Consider the following 17,692-nt stretch of genomic DNA (forward strand, 5'->3'; position numbering starts at 1 on the left):
ATCGTTAAGGTAAGCGCGTTTTTTATCCGCCAGGAATACCTCATGACCACCATCGCGCTTATCGACGATCACCTTATCGTCCGTTCCGGTTTTGCCCAGCTTTTGAGTCTGGAGCCGGATTTTCAGGTCGTCGCTGAATTTGGCTCGGGCCGCGAGGCGCTGGCCGGGCTGCCGGGGCGCGGAGTGCAGGTGTGTATTTGCGATATTTCGATGCCCGATCTCTCCGGGCTGGAGCTGCTGAGCCAGCTGCCTAAAGGCCTGTCGACGATTATGCTCTCCGTCCACGACAGCCCGGCGCTGGTGGAACAGGCGCTTAACGCAGGCGCGCGGGGGTTTCTCTCTAAACGCTGTAGCCCGGATGAGCTGATTTCTGCGGTGCGAACCGTCTCCAGAGGTGGCTGTTATTTAACCCCGGATATCGCCATTAAGCTCGCCGCCGGACGGCAGGACCCGCTGACCAAACGCGAGCGGCAGGTGGCGGAAAAGCTGGCGCAGGGGATGGCGGTAAAAGAAATCGCCGTCGAGCTGGGGCTGTCGCCCAAAACCGTTCACGTTCACCGCGCTAACCTGATGGAAAAACTCGACGTCAGCAACGACGTAGAGCTGGCCCGCCGCATGTTTGACGGCTGGCAATGAGCCCGTTTTTCTCGCGGCTGGTCTCTGTGGTTGCCAGCTTCTTTATCTTCTCTGCCGCCTGGTTTTGCCTGTGGAGCATCAGCCTGCATCTGGTCGAACGCCCGGAGCTGGCGGTGCTACTGTTCCCGTTTGGGCTGCGGCTTGGGCTGATGCTGCAATGTCCGCGCGGCTATTGGTCCGTACTGCTCGGGAGCGAGTGGGTCATGCTGACGTGGCTGGCGCACGAAGTGGCGCTGGCGCATCTGCCCTTATTGATGACCGGAAGCGTGCTCACGCTTCTCCCGGTCGCGCTCATTTCCCGCTATCGCCACCAGCGCGACTGGCGCACGCTGCTGCGTCAGGGAGCGGCGCTAATTGCGGCTGCGTTATTGCAGTCGCTGCCGTGGATGGGTGAACAAGACATTCTCAATGCGCTGCTGCTCACGCTCACTGGCGGCCTGACGCTGGCACCGATTTGTCTCGTTATCTGGCACTATCTCACCAGTACGGTCTGGCAACCGCTGGGGCCTGCACTGGTTTCTCAGCCAGTGAACTGGCGCGCCCGGCACCTCATCTGGTATCTGCTGCTTTTTGTGGTCAGCCTGTGGTTGCAGCTTGGCCTGCCTGCTGAACTCTCGCGCTTTACGCCGTTTTGCCTGGCGCTGCCGATAATCGCGCTGGCGTGGCACTACGGTTGGCAGGGGGCGCTGATCGCCACCCTGATGAATGCCATTGCACTAATTGCCAGCCAGACCTGGCACGATCATCCCGTCGATTTACTGCTCTCGCTGCTGGCGCAAAGCCTGACCGGGCTGCTGCTGGGCGCGGGTATTCAGCGCCTGCGCGAGCTAAATCAGTCGCTGCAAAACGAGCTGGCGCGCAACCGGCGTCTGGCGGAGCGGCTGGTCGAAACCGAAGAGAGCGTGCGCCAGGAAGTGGCGCGCGAGCTGCACGACGATATCGGCCAGACCATCACTGCCATTCGCACCCAGGCAGGCATCGTCCAGCGTCTTGCACCGGAAAACGGTGGGGTGATCCAGAGCGGAGCGCATATCGAGCAGCTTTCGCTCGGCGTGTATGATTCGGTGCGCCGCCTGCTCGGGCGGCTGCGTCCACGTCAGCTCGACGACCTTTCACTTGAGCAGGCGGTGCGTTCCCTGATGCGCGAGATGGAGCTGGAAAGCCGTGGCATCGTTAGCCACCTCGACTGGCACATTGATGAATCAACGCTGAGCGAGGGCCAGCGCGTGACGCTGTTCCGCGTTTGTCAGGAGGGGCTGAACAATATCGTCAAGCACGCCAGCGCCAGTGCGGTCACGCTGACGGGCTGGCAACAGGACGAGCGACTGATGCTGGTTATCGAAGACGACGGCTGCGGCCTGCCGCCGGGATCGACAGGACAGGGCTTTGGTCTGGCGGGCATGCGCGAGCGGGTCACGGCGCTCGGCGGCACGCTGGCGATCTCCTGTACTCACGGCACGCGCGTTAGCGTCAGCTTGCCGCTAAGGAGTCATCGTGTTTAAAACGCCTGCTAACGCTGAACCCATTCGCGACAAAGCAGAAATCGACGCGCGCTATCGCTACTGGCGTCGCCATATTCTGATGACTATCTGGCTGGGCTACGCGCTGTTCTACTTCACTCGCAAAAGTTTCAACGCCGCCGCCCCGGAAATCCTCGCCAGCGGCGTGATGACGCGCACCGATATCGGTCTGCTGGCGACGCTGTTTTACATCACCTACGGCCTGTCGAAGTTCTTCTCCGGCATCGTCAGCGACCGCTCCAACGCCCGCTATTTTATGGGGATCGGGCTGATTGCCACTGGCGTAGTGAATATCCTGTTCGGCTTTTCCACCTCGCTGTGGGCGTTTGCTCTGCTGTGGGCGCTGAACGCCTTTTTCCAGGGCTGGGGCGCACCGGTATGCGCCCGCCTGCTGACGACGTGGTATTCGCGCAACGAGCGCGGCGGCTGGTGGGCAATCTGGAACACCGCGCATAACGTCGGCGGGGCGCTAATCCCCATGATGGTCGGCGCGGCGGCGCTGCATTACGGCTGGCGCACCGGAATGATGATTGCTGGCGGGCTGGCGATCCTCGCCGGGCTGTTCCTCTGCTGGCGCTTGCGCGACAGGCCGCAGACCGTCGGTTTACCGGAGATAGGCGACTGGCGGCACGACGAAATGGAAATCGCCCAACAGCAGGAGGGCGCGGGGTTAACCCGCAAAGAGATCCTCACTAAATACGTGCTGCTCAACCCGTACATCTGGCTGCTGTCGCTGTGCTACGTGCTGGTGTACGTGGTGCGCGCGGCGATCAACGACTGGGGTAATTTGTATATGTCCGAGACGCTGGGCGTGGATCTGGTGACCGCCAACTCGGCGGTGACGATGTTCGAGCTGGGCGGTTTTATCGGCGCGCTGGTTGCGGGTTGGGGCTCGGACAAGTTGTTCAACGGCAACCGTGGCCCGATGAACCTGATTTTCGCCGCCGGGATACTGCTCTCCGTCGGCTCGCTATGGCTGATGCCGTTTGCCAGCTACGTCATGCAGGCGGCATGCTTCTTCACCACCGGCTTCTTCGTGTTTGGCCCGCAGATGCTGATCGGCATGGCGGCGGCAGAGTGTTCGCACAAAGAGGCGGCGGGCGCGGCCACGGGCTTTGTCGGGCTATTTGCCTATCTGGGGGCGTCGCTTTCTGGCTGGCCACTGGCGCGGGTAATCGATATCTGGCACTGGAGTGGATTTTTTGCGGTAATTGCCATCGCGGCGGGTATTTCCGCGCTGCTGTTGCTGCCATTCCTCAACGCCCAGGCACCGCGCGAAGCCAGTGTGATGTGACCTGCCTCACCTTTTCATCCCGAGCGGGGCAAAACTAGGATATTTTCTCGGTTCCACCTGGACGCTGTCTCAGGCGTCTCTCCCGGCTGATTTTTACAATGCCTGCCATTCGCAGGTATAAAAATCAGCTCAGGAGATACCCATGCTGGCCTTCCTCAATCAGGTGCGCAAGCCGACCCTGGATCTGCCGCTCGATGTGCGGCGCAAGATGTGGTTTAAACCCTTCATGCAGTCTTATCTGGTGGTCTTTATCGGCTACCTGACCATGTATCTGATTCGCAAGAACTTTAACATCGCGCAGAATGACATGATCACCACCTACGGGCTGAGCATGACGCAGCTGGGGATGATTGGCCTGGGCTTTTCTATCACCTACGGGGTGGGGAAAACGCTGGTCTCCTATTATGCGGACGGCAAAAACACCAAGCAGTTCCTGCCGTTCATGCTGATCCTCTCCGCTATCTGTATGCTCGGTTTCAGCGCCAGCATGGGTACGGGTTCGGTCAGCCTGTTTATGATGATCGCCTTCTACGCCCTGAGCGGTTTCTTCCAGAGTACCGGCGGGTCGTGCAGCTATTCCACGATCACCAAATGGACGCCGCGTCGCAAGCGCGGTTCTTACCTCGGCATGTGGAACATCTCCCATAACCTGGGCGGCGCGGGTGCGGCAGGGGTGGCGCTGTTCGGCGCAAACGTTCTGTTCGACGGCCACGTGATCGGCATGTTTATCTTCCCGTCGATTATCGCGCTGATTGTCGGCTTTATCGGCCTGCGCTACGGCAGCGACTCCCCGGAATCTTACGGTTTGGGTAAAGCGGAAGAGCTGTTCGATGAAGAGCTGAGCGAAGAAGACAAAGAAGCCGAAGACGAGTCGATGACCAAATGGCAGATCTTCGTGGAGTACGTGCTGAAGAACAAGGTTATCTGGCTGCTGTGTTTCTCCAATATCTTCCTGTACGTGGTGCGCATCGGTATTGACCAGTGGTCCACCGTGTATGCGTTCCAGGAACTGAAGCTTTCCAAAGAGGTGGCGATTCAGGGCTTTACCCTGTTTGAAGTGGGTGCGCTGGTCGGTACGCTGCTGTGGGGCTGGCTCTCGGATCTGGCGAACGGTCGCCGCGCGCTGGTGGCCTGCGTCGCGCTGGCGCTGATCATCGCCACGCTCGGGGTGTATCAACACGCCAGCAACCAGTACGTTTACCTGATGTCGCTGTTTGCGTTGGGCTTCCTGGTGTTTGGCCCGCAACTGTTGATCGGTGTAGCGGCCGTTGGATTTGTGCCGAAAAAAGCGATCGGCGCTGCCGATGGGATTAAAGGCACCTTCGCCTACCTGATCGGCGACAGCTTCGCCAAGCTGGGTTTGGGGATGATCGCCGACGGCACGCCTATTTTCGGCCTGACCGGCTGGGCGGGCACCTTCGCCGCGCTGGACGCCGCCGCTATCGCCTGTATCTGCCTGATGGCGATGGTCGCGGTACTGGAAGAGCGTAAGATTCGTCGTGAAAAACGTATTCAAAGATTAAAAGTGGCTTGAGTGTGCAGGTGAGTTCTTTGCCCGGCTGAGTGCCGGGCTTTTTTATGCCTGCCGCTGACTGGTCTCCAGCAGCAACCCACGCAGCCAGGCCTGAGCAGGATTGCGGTGCGTTCTGCCGTGCCAGGCCATGCTTTTGGTAAAGCCGGGCACGGTCACGGGCGTCTCGCAGACAAACATCCCCGTCTGGTTTTCCGCTATGCGTGAAGGCACGACGGCAATCATGTCGCTTATCACCAGCACGTCCGGCAGCACTAAAAAGTTGCTTACGGACAAAGCCACACACCGCGTCAGGCCAATGTTTTCTAACGCACCATCCGTTACGCCGCGAAAACTTTCGCCCTCGTAAGAGACCAGCACATGCTCCAGCGCGCAAAATCGGTCTAACGTTATGGGTTTACCTGCATCCGGATGATCGGCACGCATCATGCAAACGTAGCGTTCCTCGTAGAGCGCGCGGCTGTGGAGTTCGGAAGGCGTGGTGTGCGGAGTGATCAGTGCCACGTCAACGCTGCCCCGCTCGAGTTGGCTGACCAGGCGATCGGATCCCACGGGCACCACGCGCACGCGAATACCCGGCGCCTGCACTTTAAGCGCGGCGATAAAAGGGACGACTACCGCGCGCAGGGCATAGTCGGTCGCGGCAAGGGTGAAGGTGAGCGTTGCGGTGAGTGGGTCAAACTCGGCGGGCTGCAACAGCACGTCGATATCCGCCAGAATACGCTTAACGGGCGCGGTGAGTTCTTCCGCACGTGTGGTTGGCACTATCCCGTGCGGCGCGCGGATAAACAGCGGGTCGTCAAAGTAATCCCGTAGGCGGTTGAGCATGCCACTGACGGCGGGCTGCGTCAGAGAAAGACGCGACGCTGCGCGGGTGACGCTGCGCTCGTCCAGCAGTGCATCGAGCGTTTTCAGCAGGTTGAGATCCAGCGTGCGGAGATTTGCTTTCATACCGATATTCCACCTATTTTCGGTTCACTATTATGGCGTTGTTAGCTGTCGGCCCTGCGCATTTCCCGATATCATGAGCGGCTAAAATAAAGGAGAACTCATGGTCTGGATAATGCTGGCGACCCTTGCGGTGGTGTTTGTTGTTGGGTTTCGCATCCTGACATCGGATTCTCGCCGCGCGATAAAACGCCTTAGCGAGCGTCTGGGTATCACGCCAGTGCCCCTCGAATCGATGATCGACCAGTTTGGCAAAACCGCAGGCAATGAATTTATCCGCTACCTTGAGCGTCCGGACGAGGCCCATCTGCAAAACGCCGCACAGGTGCTACTGATCTGGCAGGTGTGTATCGTCGATGGCAGCGAAGAAAACATGCAAACCTGGCATCGCCTGCTGCGCAAAGCGCGGCTTGCCGCCCCGATTACCGATGCGCAAATTCGTCTGACGCTGGGTTTTATGCGTGAGATGGAGCCGGACCCTTACGAGTTGAATGCCTTCCAGCTGCGCTATAACCAGCTGTTTCTGCCGGAAGAGGGCGTGTTCTTTCTGCACTGATATCACGAACCGTGATGAGCAGTATAAAACATCATCATTAGAATTATACCTCTGTCGGGCGCACCATCACCTCATCAACTAACCGATGAGGTGAACCATGAAACAATCCGCGATTATCTGGCCGAACGACTATCTGCCAGGCACCACCGATAATTTTGCTTCCAACGAAATCATTGTCGCCGGGCTGACGGCCAGAGAGATTTGGGCGCAGCTTAACGACACCGCGCTGTGGCCGGGTTATTACAGCAATGCGCAAGATATTCACTTCCACGACGGCAGCGGGCCGCAACTGAGCGCTAAGGCGCGCTTCCGCTTCACCACCTTTGGCTTCCCGGTCGAGGCGCAGGTGACGGAATATGTGCCGCCAGCAGACGGCGAAGCGGCGCGTATCGCCTGGCATGGCTGGGTTGAGGGAGAGGCCAACTCACGTCTGGATGTGATCCACGCCTGGTTGTTTGAAGATTTGCCAGGTCACCGCGTGCGCATTTTGACCCAAGAGTCGCAGAAAGGCGTTCCAGCGCAGCAGCTGGCGCGGGCAGTGCCGAACCCGATGATTAATGGGCATCAGGAGTGGATCGTTGGGCTGGTGAATGCCGCGATGCAAGAAAAGTTGTCAAAACGTTAAATCGGTCACACTTATGATGATAAACTGAGCGACTTTTCCGCACGTTTTTATCCTCAGGTGATGTCATGACAGAACATATTCAATCCACGCCCATACCGCATGCCAAAGAGGTCTCGCGCCCGAACTGGTCTGCGGTTTTTTCCGTGGCGTTTTGCGTCGCCTGTCTGATTACCGTTGAGTTTTTGCCGGTGAGCCTGCTCACGCCGATGGCGCAGGACCTGGGGATTTCCGAAGGGGTGGCGGGCCAGTCCGTGACCGTTACCGCCTTTGTGGCGATGTTTGCCAGCCTGTTTATCACGCAGATCATCGGGACCATCGATCGCCGCAAGGTGGTAATGCTGTTCGCGGTGCTGCTGACGCTCTCCTGCGTGCTGGTGTCCTTCGCCGAAAACTTTACCCTGCTGCTGCTGGGTCGCGCTTGTCTGGGAATTGGCCTTGGCGGATTCTGGGCGATGTCAGCCTCGCTGACCATGCGCCTCGTTCCCGCGCGTACGGTGCCCAAAGCGCTATCCGTTATCTTCGGTGCTGTTTCTATCGCGCTGGTGATCGCCGCACCGCTGGGCAGCTTCCTCGGCGGGATTATCGGCTGGCGCAACGTGTTTAACGGCGCGGCGGTGATGGGCCTTCTGTGCATCTTCTGGGTGTGGAAAGCGCTGCCGTCGCTGCCGGGCGAGCCTGCACATCACAAACAGAATATGTTCAGCCTGCTAAAACGCCCTGGCGTACTGGCGGGGATGACCGCCATCTTTATGGCCTTTGCCGGTCAGTTCGCCTTCTTTACCTATATTCGCCCCATCTTCACCACCCTGTCGGGCTTTGACGTTGATGGCCTGACGCTGGTGCTCCTGAGCTTTGGTATCGCCAGCTTTGTCGGCACGTCGCTGTCGGCGCAGTTCCTGAAACGTTCTCTGAAGTTTGCGTTAGCGGGTGCGCCGCTGGTGTTGGCCGTGAGCGCAGCCGTGCTGATTTTTTGGGGCAACGATAAGTGGGTGGCTTCCGCAATTGCGATTATTTGGGGCTTTGCCTTTGCGCTGGTGCCGGTAGGTTGGTCCACGTGGATCACCCGAACGCTTGCCGATCAGGCCGAAAAGGCCGGGTCAATTCAGGTGGCGGTTATCCAGTTGGCGAACACCTGCGGCGCAGCGGTGGGCGGCCTTGCTCTGGACCATTTGGGGCTAACCTCACCGCTGATTATTTCCGGTACGCTGATGCTGCTGACCGCGCTGCTGGTGGCGGGGAAGGTGAAGGCTAAATAGGTGTTTCCCCCTTTTCCCCAAATGGGAGAGGGGGCTGTTCTCTGCGGTTTGAGGTGGCAACAGGCTACGTTGATGTCCGCCCACGCCTTCTCGAATCCATCGAAATCAACACCACCGAAGACACAATCAACAACGTCCCCAGCCAGTCCGGCAGAGAAAACGCCACGCCTAGCAACAGCACAGATAAAAGCGCGCTGCTCAGCGGTTCGGCACAGCTCAAAATACTTGCCTTTGGACCACCGATCATCTGCGCGCCTTTCAGATACAGGCTGAACGTCACCGCTGTGCCAATCACCACTAAATAGAAAAACGCCAGCAGCAGGCTGCCGTCAATCACGAACGTGGTCCCGCGCCCGGCGTAGAACGGCGTCAGCATGAGTCCTGCCAGCAGCATGCTCCAGCCGACGATCGGCAGCGTACCGTAACGAGCAATCAGCGTGGAAGGAAAGGTGGTGTAAAACGCGGCGGCAAAGGCCGATGCGATACCCCAGACGAGCGCCGCCGGGGAGATCGTCAGCGACGTCGGGTCGCCGTGCGTCACCAGCAGGAATGTGCCGATGAGCGATGTCAAAATAGCGGCAAAGACGAATATCCCAGGGCGCTTTTTACGCACTAACGCGAACCACGCCACGATGATTGTCGGCGACAGGAATTGCAGCACGGTAGCGGTGGCGGCGTTGGATTTTTCAATCGTTACCAGGAAGGTGAGCTGCACGATCAGCGCGCCAAAGAGCGAGAAAATCAGCAGGCTGATGGCGTCTTTGCGATTTTTGATGACCGAGAAAATCTTGTCGCCGTGAACGAAGGAGAGCGTTAGCAAGATAACGCCAGTGAACAGCAGGCGGATCATTGTTAAATAAGGCGAGGAGATCTGGCTTTTCTCCATGATGTACTGCGCGCAAACCCCTGAGCTGCCCCATAAAACGGCGGCGATCAGGACGTTTAGCATCCCTTTTTTTGTCGAACCCATTTTCTCCCCTGCTATGCTGTCGTTAATTCGGTCAACAGCATAGCATGATAGCGTGCGGCCTGATGCCCTGGCCCTCCCCCACGGGGGGGATGAATCCCCACTCTTTTTTTAATAGCAATGGAAATGACACAATAAAAATGAAGCGCCTGAAGCGATGCCCTGGTCCGGCTGTAAATCGTTGAGTCGTTTCCTGGAGGCCGGGGCGACGCGCATGGATGCGCGGCGAGGGCGCATTTACAGGGACGTTGCAGCGCCCGTCCCCGATAGCCGGAGGGAATAAGACGAAGGCATCGCGTAGCGACGATTTTCTTGCCGGGAGCCCGGGTTGCCAGGGCGGCGGCGATTGAGCCGCCATGGCACGTTCACCGGTGCCGTCATCATAGAGAAGCACGGATCTCAAAGTGAACGGAATAACTTCCTGAGCCGCATGTTCCCCTCACCCTAACCCTCTCCCCAACGGGGAGAGGGGACGGTTTCGTGTAGCGATTATTACTGGGGATCCTTTAGCTCAGTGGGAAAGGGAGAAAAAATCTTACTAGAACCAGGCTTCCCACATTGCGCCGACGTTGAAATCGTCGAGCGTTTCGTCTTTGGTATTGTTTACGCGCGCGGTGCGTTCGTTGTCTACCTTGCCGCCGGTCACGTAGAAGCGCAGCATCGGACGGAACTCAGGCCCCATAGCGATAGACATGTTCTGGGAGAGCGTCAGCTTCCAGCCTTTGTTGTCGCCGCCGTTGTCGTAGTCAACATGCTGCCAGCCTGCTTCCAGCCAGGTGGAGTGTACGTCGTTCCACCAGTGCATTGGGCGCACGATGGCGTTGTAGTTCTTACGGTTATCGGTGTCGTCGCGGCTGTTGTCATAGTCGTGGAAGGCGAGGATGTACTCCACCTGCGTGGCCTGGGTGAATTTGTACAACCCTTCGAAGCTGGCGTATACCGTGGTCAAGTCTTCGGTTTTGTTGAACACGCTGTTGTCCGAGTTATCGGAATAACGCGCGATCACTTTGTTCACGCCGCTGTCGTTGGTGTGGCTCAGCACCACGCCGCCCTGCCAGGCGTTCAGACGTTCTTCGCTTTCGATGGCTTTTGAGTCAAAGCCGTAGTTGGCGTACAGTTCCAGATCCACTGGGCCGAGCTTCATACCGTGGATTTTAGAGGTCGCTGCGTAGTTGCCTTTGTCGCCCGTGCCGGAACCGCCGGTACAGGTAATGCGCGACGGGTTAGCTTCATCTTCCATCACTTCCGGGCTACAGGATTCCACTGCCGCCACGGTGGCTACGTCAAACTGCACGCCGCCGATGTCGAAGTTTTTCACCCCGGCACCCTGGCCGTCGTGGTTCATCCAGAAGTAATCGTTGATGCCCTGTTGCGGACGCTGGTGGAAATCACGGCCTGCCCAGAAGTAGGCGTTCGGGTTGGAGGCCATAATGTTGGTCACGCCAGCGTAGGCTTTTTTGAGGTTAACCTCGTCGCCCCAGTGGTCGATCATCACGTTGATATCCCAGATCGCGCCGTTCTCGCCTTTGAAGGCTTTAGAAAGCTGGAATTCACCGCCGTTACCTTCGTTACCCAGACGACCAATCGCGGACGCGCCGTTATAAGAACCATCCACCGCCACGTATTTCTGATCGGCAGCCTGGAAGTGCGCACCGTAGCGGGCGTAGCCGGTAAACTTAACGCCAAACGGGATCGCCAGATCCGGAGACTGCGCCGCGCTTTGCGGCTCCGTCACCACGTCGACTTTTTTGGCGACGGCGGCGTCCATTTTTGCCTGACGATCTGCCAGGGCTTTATCCACCGCTTTGGCCACAATGGCGTCGATTTGCTCCTGGGTGAAATCCTGCGCAAGGACAGAAATTGGGCAAAGCGCGGCGATAACCGCCATTGTTAATGGAAGTTTTTTAATCATATTCATGGTTATCTCAATATATATTTAAATTTTATTCAGACAATAACCACCCGATTCCGATCTGACAGAGACTGTCGCTATCATCAGAACAAGTTGATTTTAATATTTAGGTACAGAGGTATTACATTAAATAATTATTTCGCCATAGTTTATCTCTGATAGAGGTGAATAATCTCTTCCGATAATTCACGGGCCAGCAGTGAGTTCATTAAATGGTCCTGAGCATGCACCATTATTAAGGTCATCGGCTGGCGGGCTTCGCCCGCGTCCTGTTCGATGAGCTTGGTTTGCATATGGTGCGCCTGGCGCGCGTAGCCATCGGCTTCGCGCAGCAGACTTTTGGCTTCGTCAAGGTTGCCCTGACGCGCAGCGTGCAGTGCTTCAAAGCACAGGCTGCGCGACTGGCCCGCATTGACGATGATTTCCATGACAGCGTCTTCTAATGCGATCATCATTAATTACTCTTTATCAAAACAGTTATTTAAGGAGGTGGCGGCAAACCATTCTCCGCTTTTCTTAATGGTGCGTTGTTGTGTTTTCAAATCCAGCTGGATAAAGCCGTAGCGGTTTTTATACGCATTACACCATGACCAGTTATCAATAAATGTCCACATATGGTAGCCAAGACAGCGGCTGCCTTCGCTAATACCCTTATGCACCCATTTAAGATGTTCAGAAATAAAGTCGATACGGTATTGATCGTTAATTTGGCCGTTTTCAATAAAACGCTGCTCGTTTTCGACGCCCATACCATTTTCAGAAATAAAGCAGCGTGGGTTGCCGTAATTTTCGCGCAGGTTAACGAGAATATCGTAAATACCCGGCTCGTAAATTTCCCAGCCACGGTACGGGTTCATCTTGCGGCCCGGCATTTCGTAGTTATCAAAGAACCACTCTGGCATAAACGGTGCCTGCGGGTTCACCGCGCTGTCGCGGCACTTCACGCGACGCGGCTGATAATAGTTAATGCCCAGCAGATCGATTGTCCCTTCGGCAATCAGCGCGCTGTCTTCCGGCTGACAGGCAGGAAGCTGATCGTAAGACTTCAACAACGCAACCAAATCATCCGGATATTCTCCGCGCAGCACCGGATCAAGGAAGCTGCGGTTAAACATCAGGTCCGCGTGGTGAGCGGCTTTGACATCAGCCGGGTTTTGCGAGCGTGGATACGACGGCGTTAAGTTCAACACAATGCCTATCTCACCCGCATAATGTCCGGCGCGATATGCGCGAACAGCCTGCGCGTGGGCCAATACAGTGTGATACGCCACGGTCGCCGCGCGACGAAAATCCACCACGTTCGGATAATGGAAGTCGTACAGATAACCGCCTTCCACCGGCACAATCGGCTCGTTGAAGGTGAACCAGTGCAGCACGCGATCGCCAAACAGCTCGAAGCAGATTTGCGCGTAACGGGAATAGGCGGCCACGACCTCGCGGTTTTCCCAGCCGCCGATCTCCTGCATCGCCATCGGCATGTCGAAGTGGAACAGGGTGATGAACGGCGTAATACCCTGCTCAAGCAGCTCGTCGAACACCTGATTGTAAAAATCTACCGCCTGCGGATTCACTTCACCGACACCGTCGGGGATCAGACGCGCCCAGCTAATCGAGGTCCGAAAGCTGTTATGGTTCAGCTGTTTCAGCAGCTGAATGTCCGCTTTCCAGTTCTGGCAGAATGTGGAGGTATCCTGCGGCCCCACGCCGTTGTGGAAACGGTTTGGCTCATCGGCGAACCAGCGATCCCAGGTGGTCAGTCCTTTGCCGCCGCCCTGGCTTTCCCCTTCGGTCTGGAGCGCGGAGCTTGCGCTGCCCCACCAAAAGTTATCGGGAAATGAATATTTCATAATGCTTCCTCTTTGACTTATTGACTGGCTGTTTCAACGGCACCCACGGTAGCCTGGGCTTTTTGCTCTTCGTTTTTCAGCAACGAACGCTCATAAGCGCGCAGGAACGGCAGATACATCAGCGCTGACATCACCATACAAACGACGCACATCACGACCGGGCTCAGCGCCCAGTTGGCGGCCCACGATGCACCAATTGGCGCGGGTGTGGTCCACGGCGTCAGAGAGACAACCTGGGCAATCCAGCCGAGTTTAGTCGCGCCATACGCCAGGCAGGCGTTGATGAGCGGAACGAACACGAACGGAATAAACAGCATCGGGTTCATGATGATCGGCGCGCCGAACAGAATCGGTTCGTTGATGTTAAAGAAGCTTGGCACCACGCCCATTTTGCCAATGGTACGCAGATGCGTTACGCGGCTACGCAGCAGCAGGAATGCCAGCGGCAGGGTCGAGCCTACGCCGCCAATCAGCAGGTAGTGATCCCAGAAGCCTTGCAGATAAACGTGCGGGAGCGCCGCACCCGCCGCCAGTGCCGCCTGGTTTGCCGACAGGTTTGCCATCCAGAATGGGTTCATAATGCCGGTCACAATCAGCGAGCCGTGGATGCCTGCGAACCAGAAGATCTGGCACAGCAGCACGGAGAGCAGAATGGCTGGCAGGGAGTCAGACGCAGAAACCAGCGGTTCCAGCAGGTGCATAATCGCCTGTGGAATAATCATTCCGGTTTGCGCTTCGATAAACAGGTTCAGCGGGTGCAACGTGCCGATCACCACCAACACTGGGATCAGGATTTCAAAGGAACGCGCCACGCCGGTTGGCACTTCTTTTGGCAGACGAATCGTGACTTTGTTTTCCTTCAGCCACGCGTACACGCGGGTGGAGTAGATAGCGGTAATCAGTGCGGTGAAAATGCCCTGACCCGACAGATACTGGGTAGAGATTTTGCCGTCAGCATAAGGTGCTGCCACCAGCAGGAACGCCATAAACGCCAGCAGGCCGGACATCACCGGATCGAGATTAAACTGGCGGCCAAGGCTCGCGCCAATCCCCACCGAGATAAAGAACGTCATCACACCCATGCTGAGGTTAAACGGCAGCATTAGCTGTTCGCGATAGGTCTGAGAGAAATCCAGCCAGCCGCGGGCAAAGCTATTGGTGGTATCCGCGGAGAACGGCGGGAAGATAAACACCAGCATAAACGAGCCGATGATCATAAACGGCAGCGCGGCGGTAAAGCCGTCGCGGATTGCAATCACGTACTTTTGCTGGCCGAGCTTTGCCGCAAGCGGAGTAATGGACTGCTCAATCACAGCAACCATGGATTGATATAACGAACTCATGAGAACACCTTATTAGTGTGCCGCTTCAATGAGCGACAGAGCATAGTCCAGAACCTTATCACCACGTTGCATACCGTAGTCCATCATATCGATAGCCTGAACCGGAATACCTTGCGTGGCAGCCTTGTCTGCGAGTGTCTTTAACATGTATTTCACCTGGGGTCCGAGAAGCACCACCTGGTATTGCGGAAACTGCGTATCAAATTCGGAAACGCCGTACGCATCAATCTTGACCGGTAGACCGCGTTCTTCCGCCACTTCAACCATTTTCCTCACCAGCAGACTGGTGGACATCCCGGCAGAGCAGCACAGCATAATCTTGAACATCGACAACCATCCTATAAATGTAAAAAGTTATTGCGGAGATGATTGGATATCATATGGAAACCGGTTTCCATTTATAAAAGACAGAACTGTGACAACCATCAAGATCCGTTACTTATGGGGCTTCGTAACAAGATTTACGTCACGAAATTTGACCTTTTTGGCATCGAATGGAGTGGAAACGGAAAATCGGTTTCCATGGAAAAGGGAAACGGATATACTCCTGATTGGCTACAATGTGAGCCGAAGCGGTAATGGGAATTACAGGGCTGCGTGGGTCCTGACAGGGGAATATGATGTCTACAATCAACGATGTATCGCGTCTGGCCGGGGTGTCAAAAGCCACGGTATCACGGGTGTTGAGCGGGTCGCGCGGCGTTAAGGAAGCCAGCCGTGAGGCCGTACTAAAAGCGGTGGATGAGCTGAACTATCGGCCCAACGTTATTGCGCAGTCGCTACTGAGTCAGTCGACCGGCTGTATTGGCGTGATTTGTGCGCAGGATAATATTAACCAGACCACCGGTTACCTCTACGCGCTGGAAAAACACCTCAGCCAGCATCAAAAACATCTGCTTCTGCGCTTTGCCAATACCAAAGCGGAGGTGATGAACGCCCTTGATGAGCTCTCCTGCGGATTGTGCGACGACATCCTGGTCATTGGCGCGCGTTTCCCGCTGAATATCGAACAGGAAAACGTGATTCTGGTCGACTGCATGGAGTCGGACAATACCAACAGCATCCAGTTTGATCATGCCTTTGCCGCCGAAACCGCCTGTAATTTCCTGACCAGCCAGGGTCGCCGCCAGATTGCGCTGATCCAGCCGCAGGGCAGCGGTTTTGCCGATCAGGTGCTGCTGGGTTACAAACACGCGCTGGAGAAAAACTTCCTGCCGTTTAATCGTAACCTGGTCTTTATGGACGCCACATCGTCGTCCGTGGCGTTGCAAGAGCTGCTCAATAACGCCACCACGTTGAATTTCAACGCTCTGCTGGTGGCCGATGAGCAGGAAGCGCATCGCGTGATCCCACAGTTGCAGGCGTTTAACAAATCTGTACCGGACGACATTATGGTCTTTAGCCTCGCCGGATCGCTGCATCTGCCCGGCATTCCGACCATTCCAGCGATTGAATATTCGATGGATGCGATGGCTGCGCGTATCGTGACCTGGCTAACTGAAAAAACGCAGATGCTGGGCTCGTACGTTCTGCGTGGGGATTTAATTATTCCGGATATGCGTAAGCGTTAAAAATAAAGCGTGAGGCCCAGGCTTCACGCTTAATAATCCTCCATACAATCGACCTTGCCGACCGCTTCCCAGTAGTTGTCCAGATTGTCGCGCTCCATCGCCAGTACGGCATTTTTGACAAGCAGCTTATTCGCCTCTGATGACAGGATCGTCGCCTGCCATTGCTTATCGGTTTGCTTACTCTGAGGCGAGCAGACTTTCTTGATATCGTGCATGACGACTTGCTTAATTTTCTCGTCTTTAACCGGATCCTGCTTGTCCTGTGCATGGACGAAGGCGGCGAAAAGCAAACAAATAACCAGACAAAACAGATGTGCAGCTTTCATGAAAACCCCCGAAAAAAACACGCATTGTCTTCTGAAATATATCGTTACATTCACGTTTGCGATTCAAGCCGAAAGTATGAATTTTATCGATCTCAGGTATGAGACGTTTTAAGCGTAGCCGTAGATTTTGCCGGGCAGCATCACGCGATGAAAAATTAATCGAGGGTGACGATGAGAGTCGCATTCGGCTGTGAGATAGTCGAAATACGCTAAAGAAAAAGGAGAACACGATGCAGCTAAACGTCACAAACACCATTACCCCGCAGGAAAAAGAAGAACTCTTAAGCGGATTACGATCTCACAACCGGCAGTTTATTAACTTTGCCAATGTGGGCGGAGATATCGCCGTCTATTCACGTGATGACAGCGGTGTCATGATCGGCGGTCTGATTGGCAACCGCAAAGGCGAGTGGCTGAATATTGATTATCTGTGGGTCAGCAGCGACGCGCGGGGCACCGGGCTTGGCGGTCAAATTATGCGGGCTGCGGAAGAAGAGGCCAGGCACATGGGCTGCCTGCATGCGCTGGTCGATACTTTCAGTTTTCAGGCACGACCGTTTTATGAAAAACAGGGCTATCGGCTGCAAATGACGCTGGACGATTTTCCGTTGAAGGGCATGCAGCGGCATTACCTGTCGAAGGCGCTCTAACCCCCGATCCCGCTGCCAATCACTGCCAGTGCGTGTCTGACGATAATCTGCGGCGAGAGGGTTTTTAGCCTCTCGTCGTTGCGCATACGCGAGAACGGCACCAGCACCAGGCTTAACAGCGTCGTAAAGAGCAGCTCCGGCGCAAGCTCGCGGTTTAACTTTCCTTCGTCCTGCCAGCGGGCAAGCGTAGACAGCGTGGTCTGATATTTATCATTCCCAAAGCGGGCTTGCAGATGCGCGCGCAGAACAGGCATTTCGCCAATCACCTCCTGCATCCACAGCGGCGCAAACCAGTGATATTGCCCGGCAAGCTCTGCCAGGGTTTCCACCATTTGCGTCAGCGCGTTAACGGGGTCGTCCGGATGGGTATCAAAAATCGCGCCGATCGCGCTGCGCAGCGGCAGAAAACGCTCCTCGATCATTGCGTCGAGCAGTTGCTCCCGGGAGTTAAAATAGTAGTGCAGCATCGCTGGGGTCACGCCCGCTTCTTTCGCGATAGCGTTGAGCGACGTGTGGGCAATGCCCTGGCGGGAAAAGAGATCCAGGGCGATATCCAACAGCCGTTCCCGGCTGGTGGCCGTAGGCTTTGCACCGCGTGGACGTCCGGGACGGCGGCCCTGTGGCGCGGATTCGGAATGTTCTTTTTGTGCTGGCATGATGTGTTGATCTCTTGACCGGAATCATAACTTGGATAAATATTAATTATCTCA

The 17,692-nt window shown here is 56.2% G+C and carries 18 protein-coding genes; 9 read left to right on the forward strand and 9 right to left on the reverse strand.

Translation table 11 applies throughout. From position 1 onward, the window contains the following. Positions 1 to 42: 42 nt before the first annotated feature. The 4 genes from uhpA (at position 43) to uhpT (ending at position 4,984) form a co-directional block, all read left to right on the forward strand. Positions 43 to 636 carry a response regulator transcription factor UhpA gene (gene uhpA, locus AC6EMZ_RS18695; protein WP_498404262.1) on the forward strand — a complete coding sequence of 198 codons (594 nt, stop codon included), beginning with the start codon at positions 43 to 45 and terminating at the stop codon, positions 634 to 636. Next, the gene (gene uhpB, locus AC6EMZ_RS18700; RefSeq protein WP_498404263.1) at positions 633 to 2,138 is read left to right on the forward strand and encodes a signal transduction histidine-protein kinase/phosphatase UhpB; all 1,506 of its coding nucleotides are present in this window, start codon (positions 633 to 635) and stop codon (positions 2,136 to 2,138) included. The genes uhpA and uhpB overlap by 4 nt, the downstream gene beginning before the upstream one ends. Further along, on the forward strand, positions 2,131 to 3,450 hold the full coding sequence (locus AC6EMZ_RS18705; RefSeq protein WP_498404264.1) for an MFS transporter: 1,320 nt from the start codon (positions 2,131 to 2,133) through the stop codon (positions 3,448 to 3,450). Before uhpB ends, AC6EMZ_RS18705 begins: the two co-directional genes overlap by 8 nt. 142 nt (positions 3,451 to 3,592) lie before the next feature. Continuing rightward, complete coding sequence (uhpT, locus tag AC6EMZ_RS18710) at positions 3,593 to 4,984, forward strand: hexose-6-phosphate:phosphate antiporter UhpT (protein WP_498404265.1); 1,392 nt, start codon at positions 3,593 to 3,595, stop codon at positions 4,982 to 4,984. A 42-nt stretch (positions 4,985 to 5,026) separates the two neighbouring features. Here the strand turns inward: uhpT and AC6EMZ_RS18715 are convergent, their stop codons facing one another. Beyond that, on the reverse strand, positions 5,027 to 5,932 hold the full coding sequence (locus AC6EMZ_RS18715) for a LysR family transcriptional regulator (protein ID WP_498404266.1): 906 nt from the start codon (positions 5,930 to 5,932) through the stop codon (positions 5,027 to 5,029). Between the two features lie 100 nt (positions 5,933 to 6,032). On the opposite strand from AC6EMZ_RS18715, the gene AC6EMZ_RS18720 reads away from it, so the two are divergent. The 3 genes from AC6EMZ_RS18720 (at position 6,033) to nepI (ending at position 8,366) form a co-directional block, all read left to right on the forward strand. Next, positions 6,033 to 6,485 (forward strand): DUF1198 domain-containing protein, encoded by a 453-nt coding sequence (locus tag AC6EMZ_RS18720; RefSeq protein WP_498404267.1) that lies wholly within the window; start codon positions 6,033 to 6,035, stop codon positions 6,483 to 6,485. A 97-nt stretch (positions 6,486 to 6,582) separates the two neighbouring features. Continuing rightward, a complete protein-coding gene (locus AC6EMZ_RS18725) occupies positions 6,583 to 7,110 on the forward strand; it encodes an SRPBCC family protein (RefSeq protein WP_498404268.1) in 528 nt (175 codons plus the stop codon). Between the two features lie 65 nt (positions 7,111 to 7,175). After that, a complete protein-coding gene (gene nepI / locus AC6EMZ_RS18730) occupies positions 7,176 to 8,366 on the forward strand; it encodes a purine ribonucleoside efflux pump NepI (protein WP_498404270.1) in 1,191 nt (396 codons plus the stop codon). Between the two features lie 64 nt (positions 8,367 to 8,430). Here nepI and AC6EMZ_RS18735 read toward each other — a convergent pair whose 3' ends face one another. The 6 genes from AC6EMZ_RS18735 to AC6EMZ_RS18760 form a co-directional block, all read right to left on the reverse strand. After that, on the reverse strand, positions 8,431 to 9,336 hold the full coding sequence (locus AC6EMZ_RS18735) for an EamA family transporter (protein ID WP_498404271.1): 906 nt from the start codon (positions 9,334 to 9,336) through the stop codon (positions 8,431 to 8,433). A gap of 535 nt (positions 9,337 to 9,871) precedes the next feature. Beyond that, entirely contained in the window at positions 9,872 to 11,251 is a 1,380-nt protein-coding gene (locus AC6EMZ_RS18740; RefSeq protein ID WP_498404272.1) for a carbohydrate porin, read from the reverse strand. Between the two features lie 143 nt (positions 11,252 to 11,394). Then, positions 11,395 to 11,697, reverse strand: a complete 303-nt coding sequence (locus AC6EMZ_RS18745) for a PTS lactose/cellobiose transporter subunit IIA (RefSeq protein ID WP_142503674.1) — start codon at positions 11,695 to 11,697, stop codon at positions 11,395 to 11,397. Positions 11,698 to 11,703: 6 nt separating this feature from the next. Further along, entirely contained in the window at positions 11,704 to 13,092 is a 1,389-nt protein-coding gene (locus AC6EMZ_RS18750) for a glycoside hydrolase family 1 protein (RefSeq protein ID WP_498404273.1), read from the reverse strand. A gap of 17 nt (positions 13,093 to 13,109) precedes the next feature. Then, positions 13,110 to 14,435, reverse strand: coding sequence for a PTS sugar transporter subunit IIC (locus AC6EMZ_RS18755; protein WP_498404274.1), 1,326 nt, complete (start codon positions 14,433 to 14,435; stop codon positions 13,110 to 13,112). Positions 14,436 to 14,447: 12 nt separating this feature from the next. Next, positions 14,448 to 14,762, reverse strand: a complete 315-nt coding sequence (locus tag AC6EMZ_RS18760; RefSeq protein WP_498404275.1) for a PTS sugar transporter subunit IIB — start codon at positions 14,760 to 14,762, stop codon at positions 14,448 to 14,450. 293 nt (positions 14,763 to 15,055) lie between these two features. Here AC6EMZ_RS18760 and AC6EMZ_RS18765 point away from each other — a divergent pair, with 293 nt between their 5' ends. Further along, a complete protein-coding gene (locus AC6EMZ_RS18765) occupies positions 15,056 to 16,006 on the forward strand; it encodes a LacI family DNA-binding transcriptional regulator (RefSeq protein WP_498404351.1) in 951 nt (316 codons plus the stop codon). Between the two features lie 29 nt (positions 16,007 to 16,035). Here the strand turns inward: AC6EMZ_RS18765 and AC6EMZ_RS18770 are convergent, their stop codons facing one another. Next, positions 16,036 to 16,332 carry a YicS family protein gene (locus AC6EMZ_RS18770; RefSeq protein WP_498404276.1) on the reverse strand — a complete coding sequence of 99 codons (297 nt, stop codon included), beginning with the start codon at positions 16,330 to 16,332 and terminating at the stop codon, positions 16,036 to 16,038. A 230-nt stretch (positions 16,333 to 16,562) separates the two neighbouring features. Here AC6EMZ_RS18770 and AC6EMZ_RS18775 point away from each other — a divergent pair, with 230 nt between their 5' ends. After that, on the forward strand, positions 16,563 to 16,982 hold the full coding sequence (locus AC6EMZ_RS18775) for a GNAT family N-acetyltransferase (RefSeq protein ID WP_498404277.1): 420 nt from the start codon (positions 16,563 to 16,565) through the stop codon (positions 16,980 to 16,982). Here AC6EMZ_RS18775 and AC6EMZ_RS18780 read toward each other — a convergent pair. Further along, on the reverse strand, positions 16,979 to 17,638 hold the full coding sequence (locus AC6EMZ_RS18780; RefSeq protein WP_498404279.1) for a TetR/AcrR family transcriptional regulator: 660 nt from the start codon (positions 17,636 to 17,638) through the stop codon (positions 16,979 to 16,981). The genes AC6EMZ_RS18775 and AC6EMZ_RS18780 overlap by 4 nt on opposite strands. Positions 17,639 to 17,692: the final 54 nt, after the last annotated feature.

The sequence above is a fragment of the Enterobacter sp. SCRI0065 genome, from assembly GCF_059766475.1.

Excerpts from the sequence above, each read along its gene's own strand:
- uhpA (WP_498404262.1), top strand. The coding sequence starts at position 43 with ATGACCACCATCGCGCTTATCGACGATCACCTTATCGTCCGTTCCGGT.
- uhpB (WP_498404263.1), top strand. The coding sequence starts at position 633 with ATGAGCCCGTTTTTCTCGCGGCTGGTCTCTGTGGTTGCCAGCTTCTTT.
- uhpT (WP_498404265.1), top strand. The coding sequence starts at position 3,593 with ATGCTGGCCTTCCTCAATCAGGTGCGCAAGCCGACCCTGGATCTGCCG.
- AC6EMZ_RS18715 (WP_498404266.1), bottom strand. The coding sequence starts at position 5,932 with ATGAAAGCAAATCTCCGCACGCTGGATCTCAACCTGCTGAAAACGCTC.
- AC6EMZ_RS18720 (WP_498404267.1), top strand. The coding sequence starts at position 6,033 with ATGGTCTGGATAATGCTGGCGACCCTTGCGGTGGTGTTTGTTGTTGGG.
- AC6EMZ_RS18725 (WP_498404268.1), top strand. The coding sequence starts at position 6,583 with ATGAAACAATCCGCGATTATCTGGCCGAACGACTATCTGCCAGGCACC.
- nepI (WP_498404270.1), top strand. The coding sequence starts at position 7,176 with ATGACAGAACATATTCAATCCACGCCCATACCGCATGCCAAAGAGGTC.
- AC6EMZ_RS18735 (WP_498404271.1), bottom strand. The coding sequence starts at position 9,336 with ATGGGTTCGACAAAAAAAGGGATGCTAAACGTCCTGATCGCCGCCGTT.
- AC6EMZ_RS18740 (WP_498404272.1), bottom strand. The coding sequence starts at position 11,251 with ATGAATATGATTAAAAAACTTCCATTAACAATGGCGGTTATCGCCGCG.
- AC6EMZ_RS18745 (WP_142503674.1), bottom strand. The coding sequence starts at position 11,697 with ATGATCGCATTAGAAGACGCTGTCATGGAAATCATCGTCAATGCGGGC.
- AC6EMZ_RS18750 (WP_498404273.1), bottom strand. The coding sequence starts at position 13,092 with ATGAAATATTCATTTCCCGATAACTTTTGGTGGGGCAGCGCAAGCTCC.
- AC6EMZ_RS18755 (WP_498404274.1), bottom strand. The coding sequence starts at position 14,435 with ATGAGTTCGTTATATCAATCCATGGTTGCTGTGATTGAGCAGTCCATT.
- AC6EMZ_RS18760 (WP_498404275.1), bottom strand. The coding sequence starts at position 14,762 with ATGTTCAAGATTATGCTGTGCTGCTCTGCCGGGATGTCCACCAGTCTG.
- AC6EMZ_RS18765 (WP_498404351.1), top strand. The coding sequence starts at position 15,056 with ATGTCTACAATCAACGATGTATCGCGTCTGGCCGGGGTGTCAAAAGCC.
- AC6EMZ_RS18770 (WP_498404276.1), bottom strand. The coding sequence starts at position 16,332 with ATGAAAGCTGCACATCTGTTTTGTCTGGTTATTTGTTTGCTTTTCGCC.
- AC6EMZ_RS18775 (WP_498404277.1), top strand. The coding sequence starts at position 16,563 with ATGCAGCTAAACGTCACAAACACCATTACCCCGCAGGAAAAAGAAGAA.
- AC6EMZ_RS18780 (WP_498404279.1), bottom strand. The coding sequence starts at position 17,638 with ATGCCAGCACAAAAAGAACATTCCGAATCCGCGCCACAGGGCCGCCGT.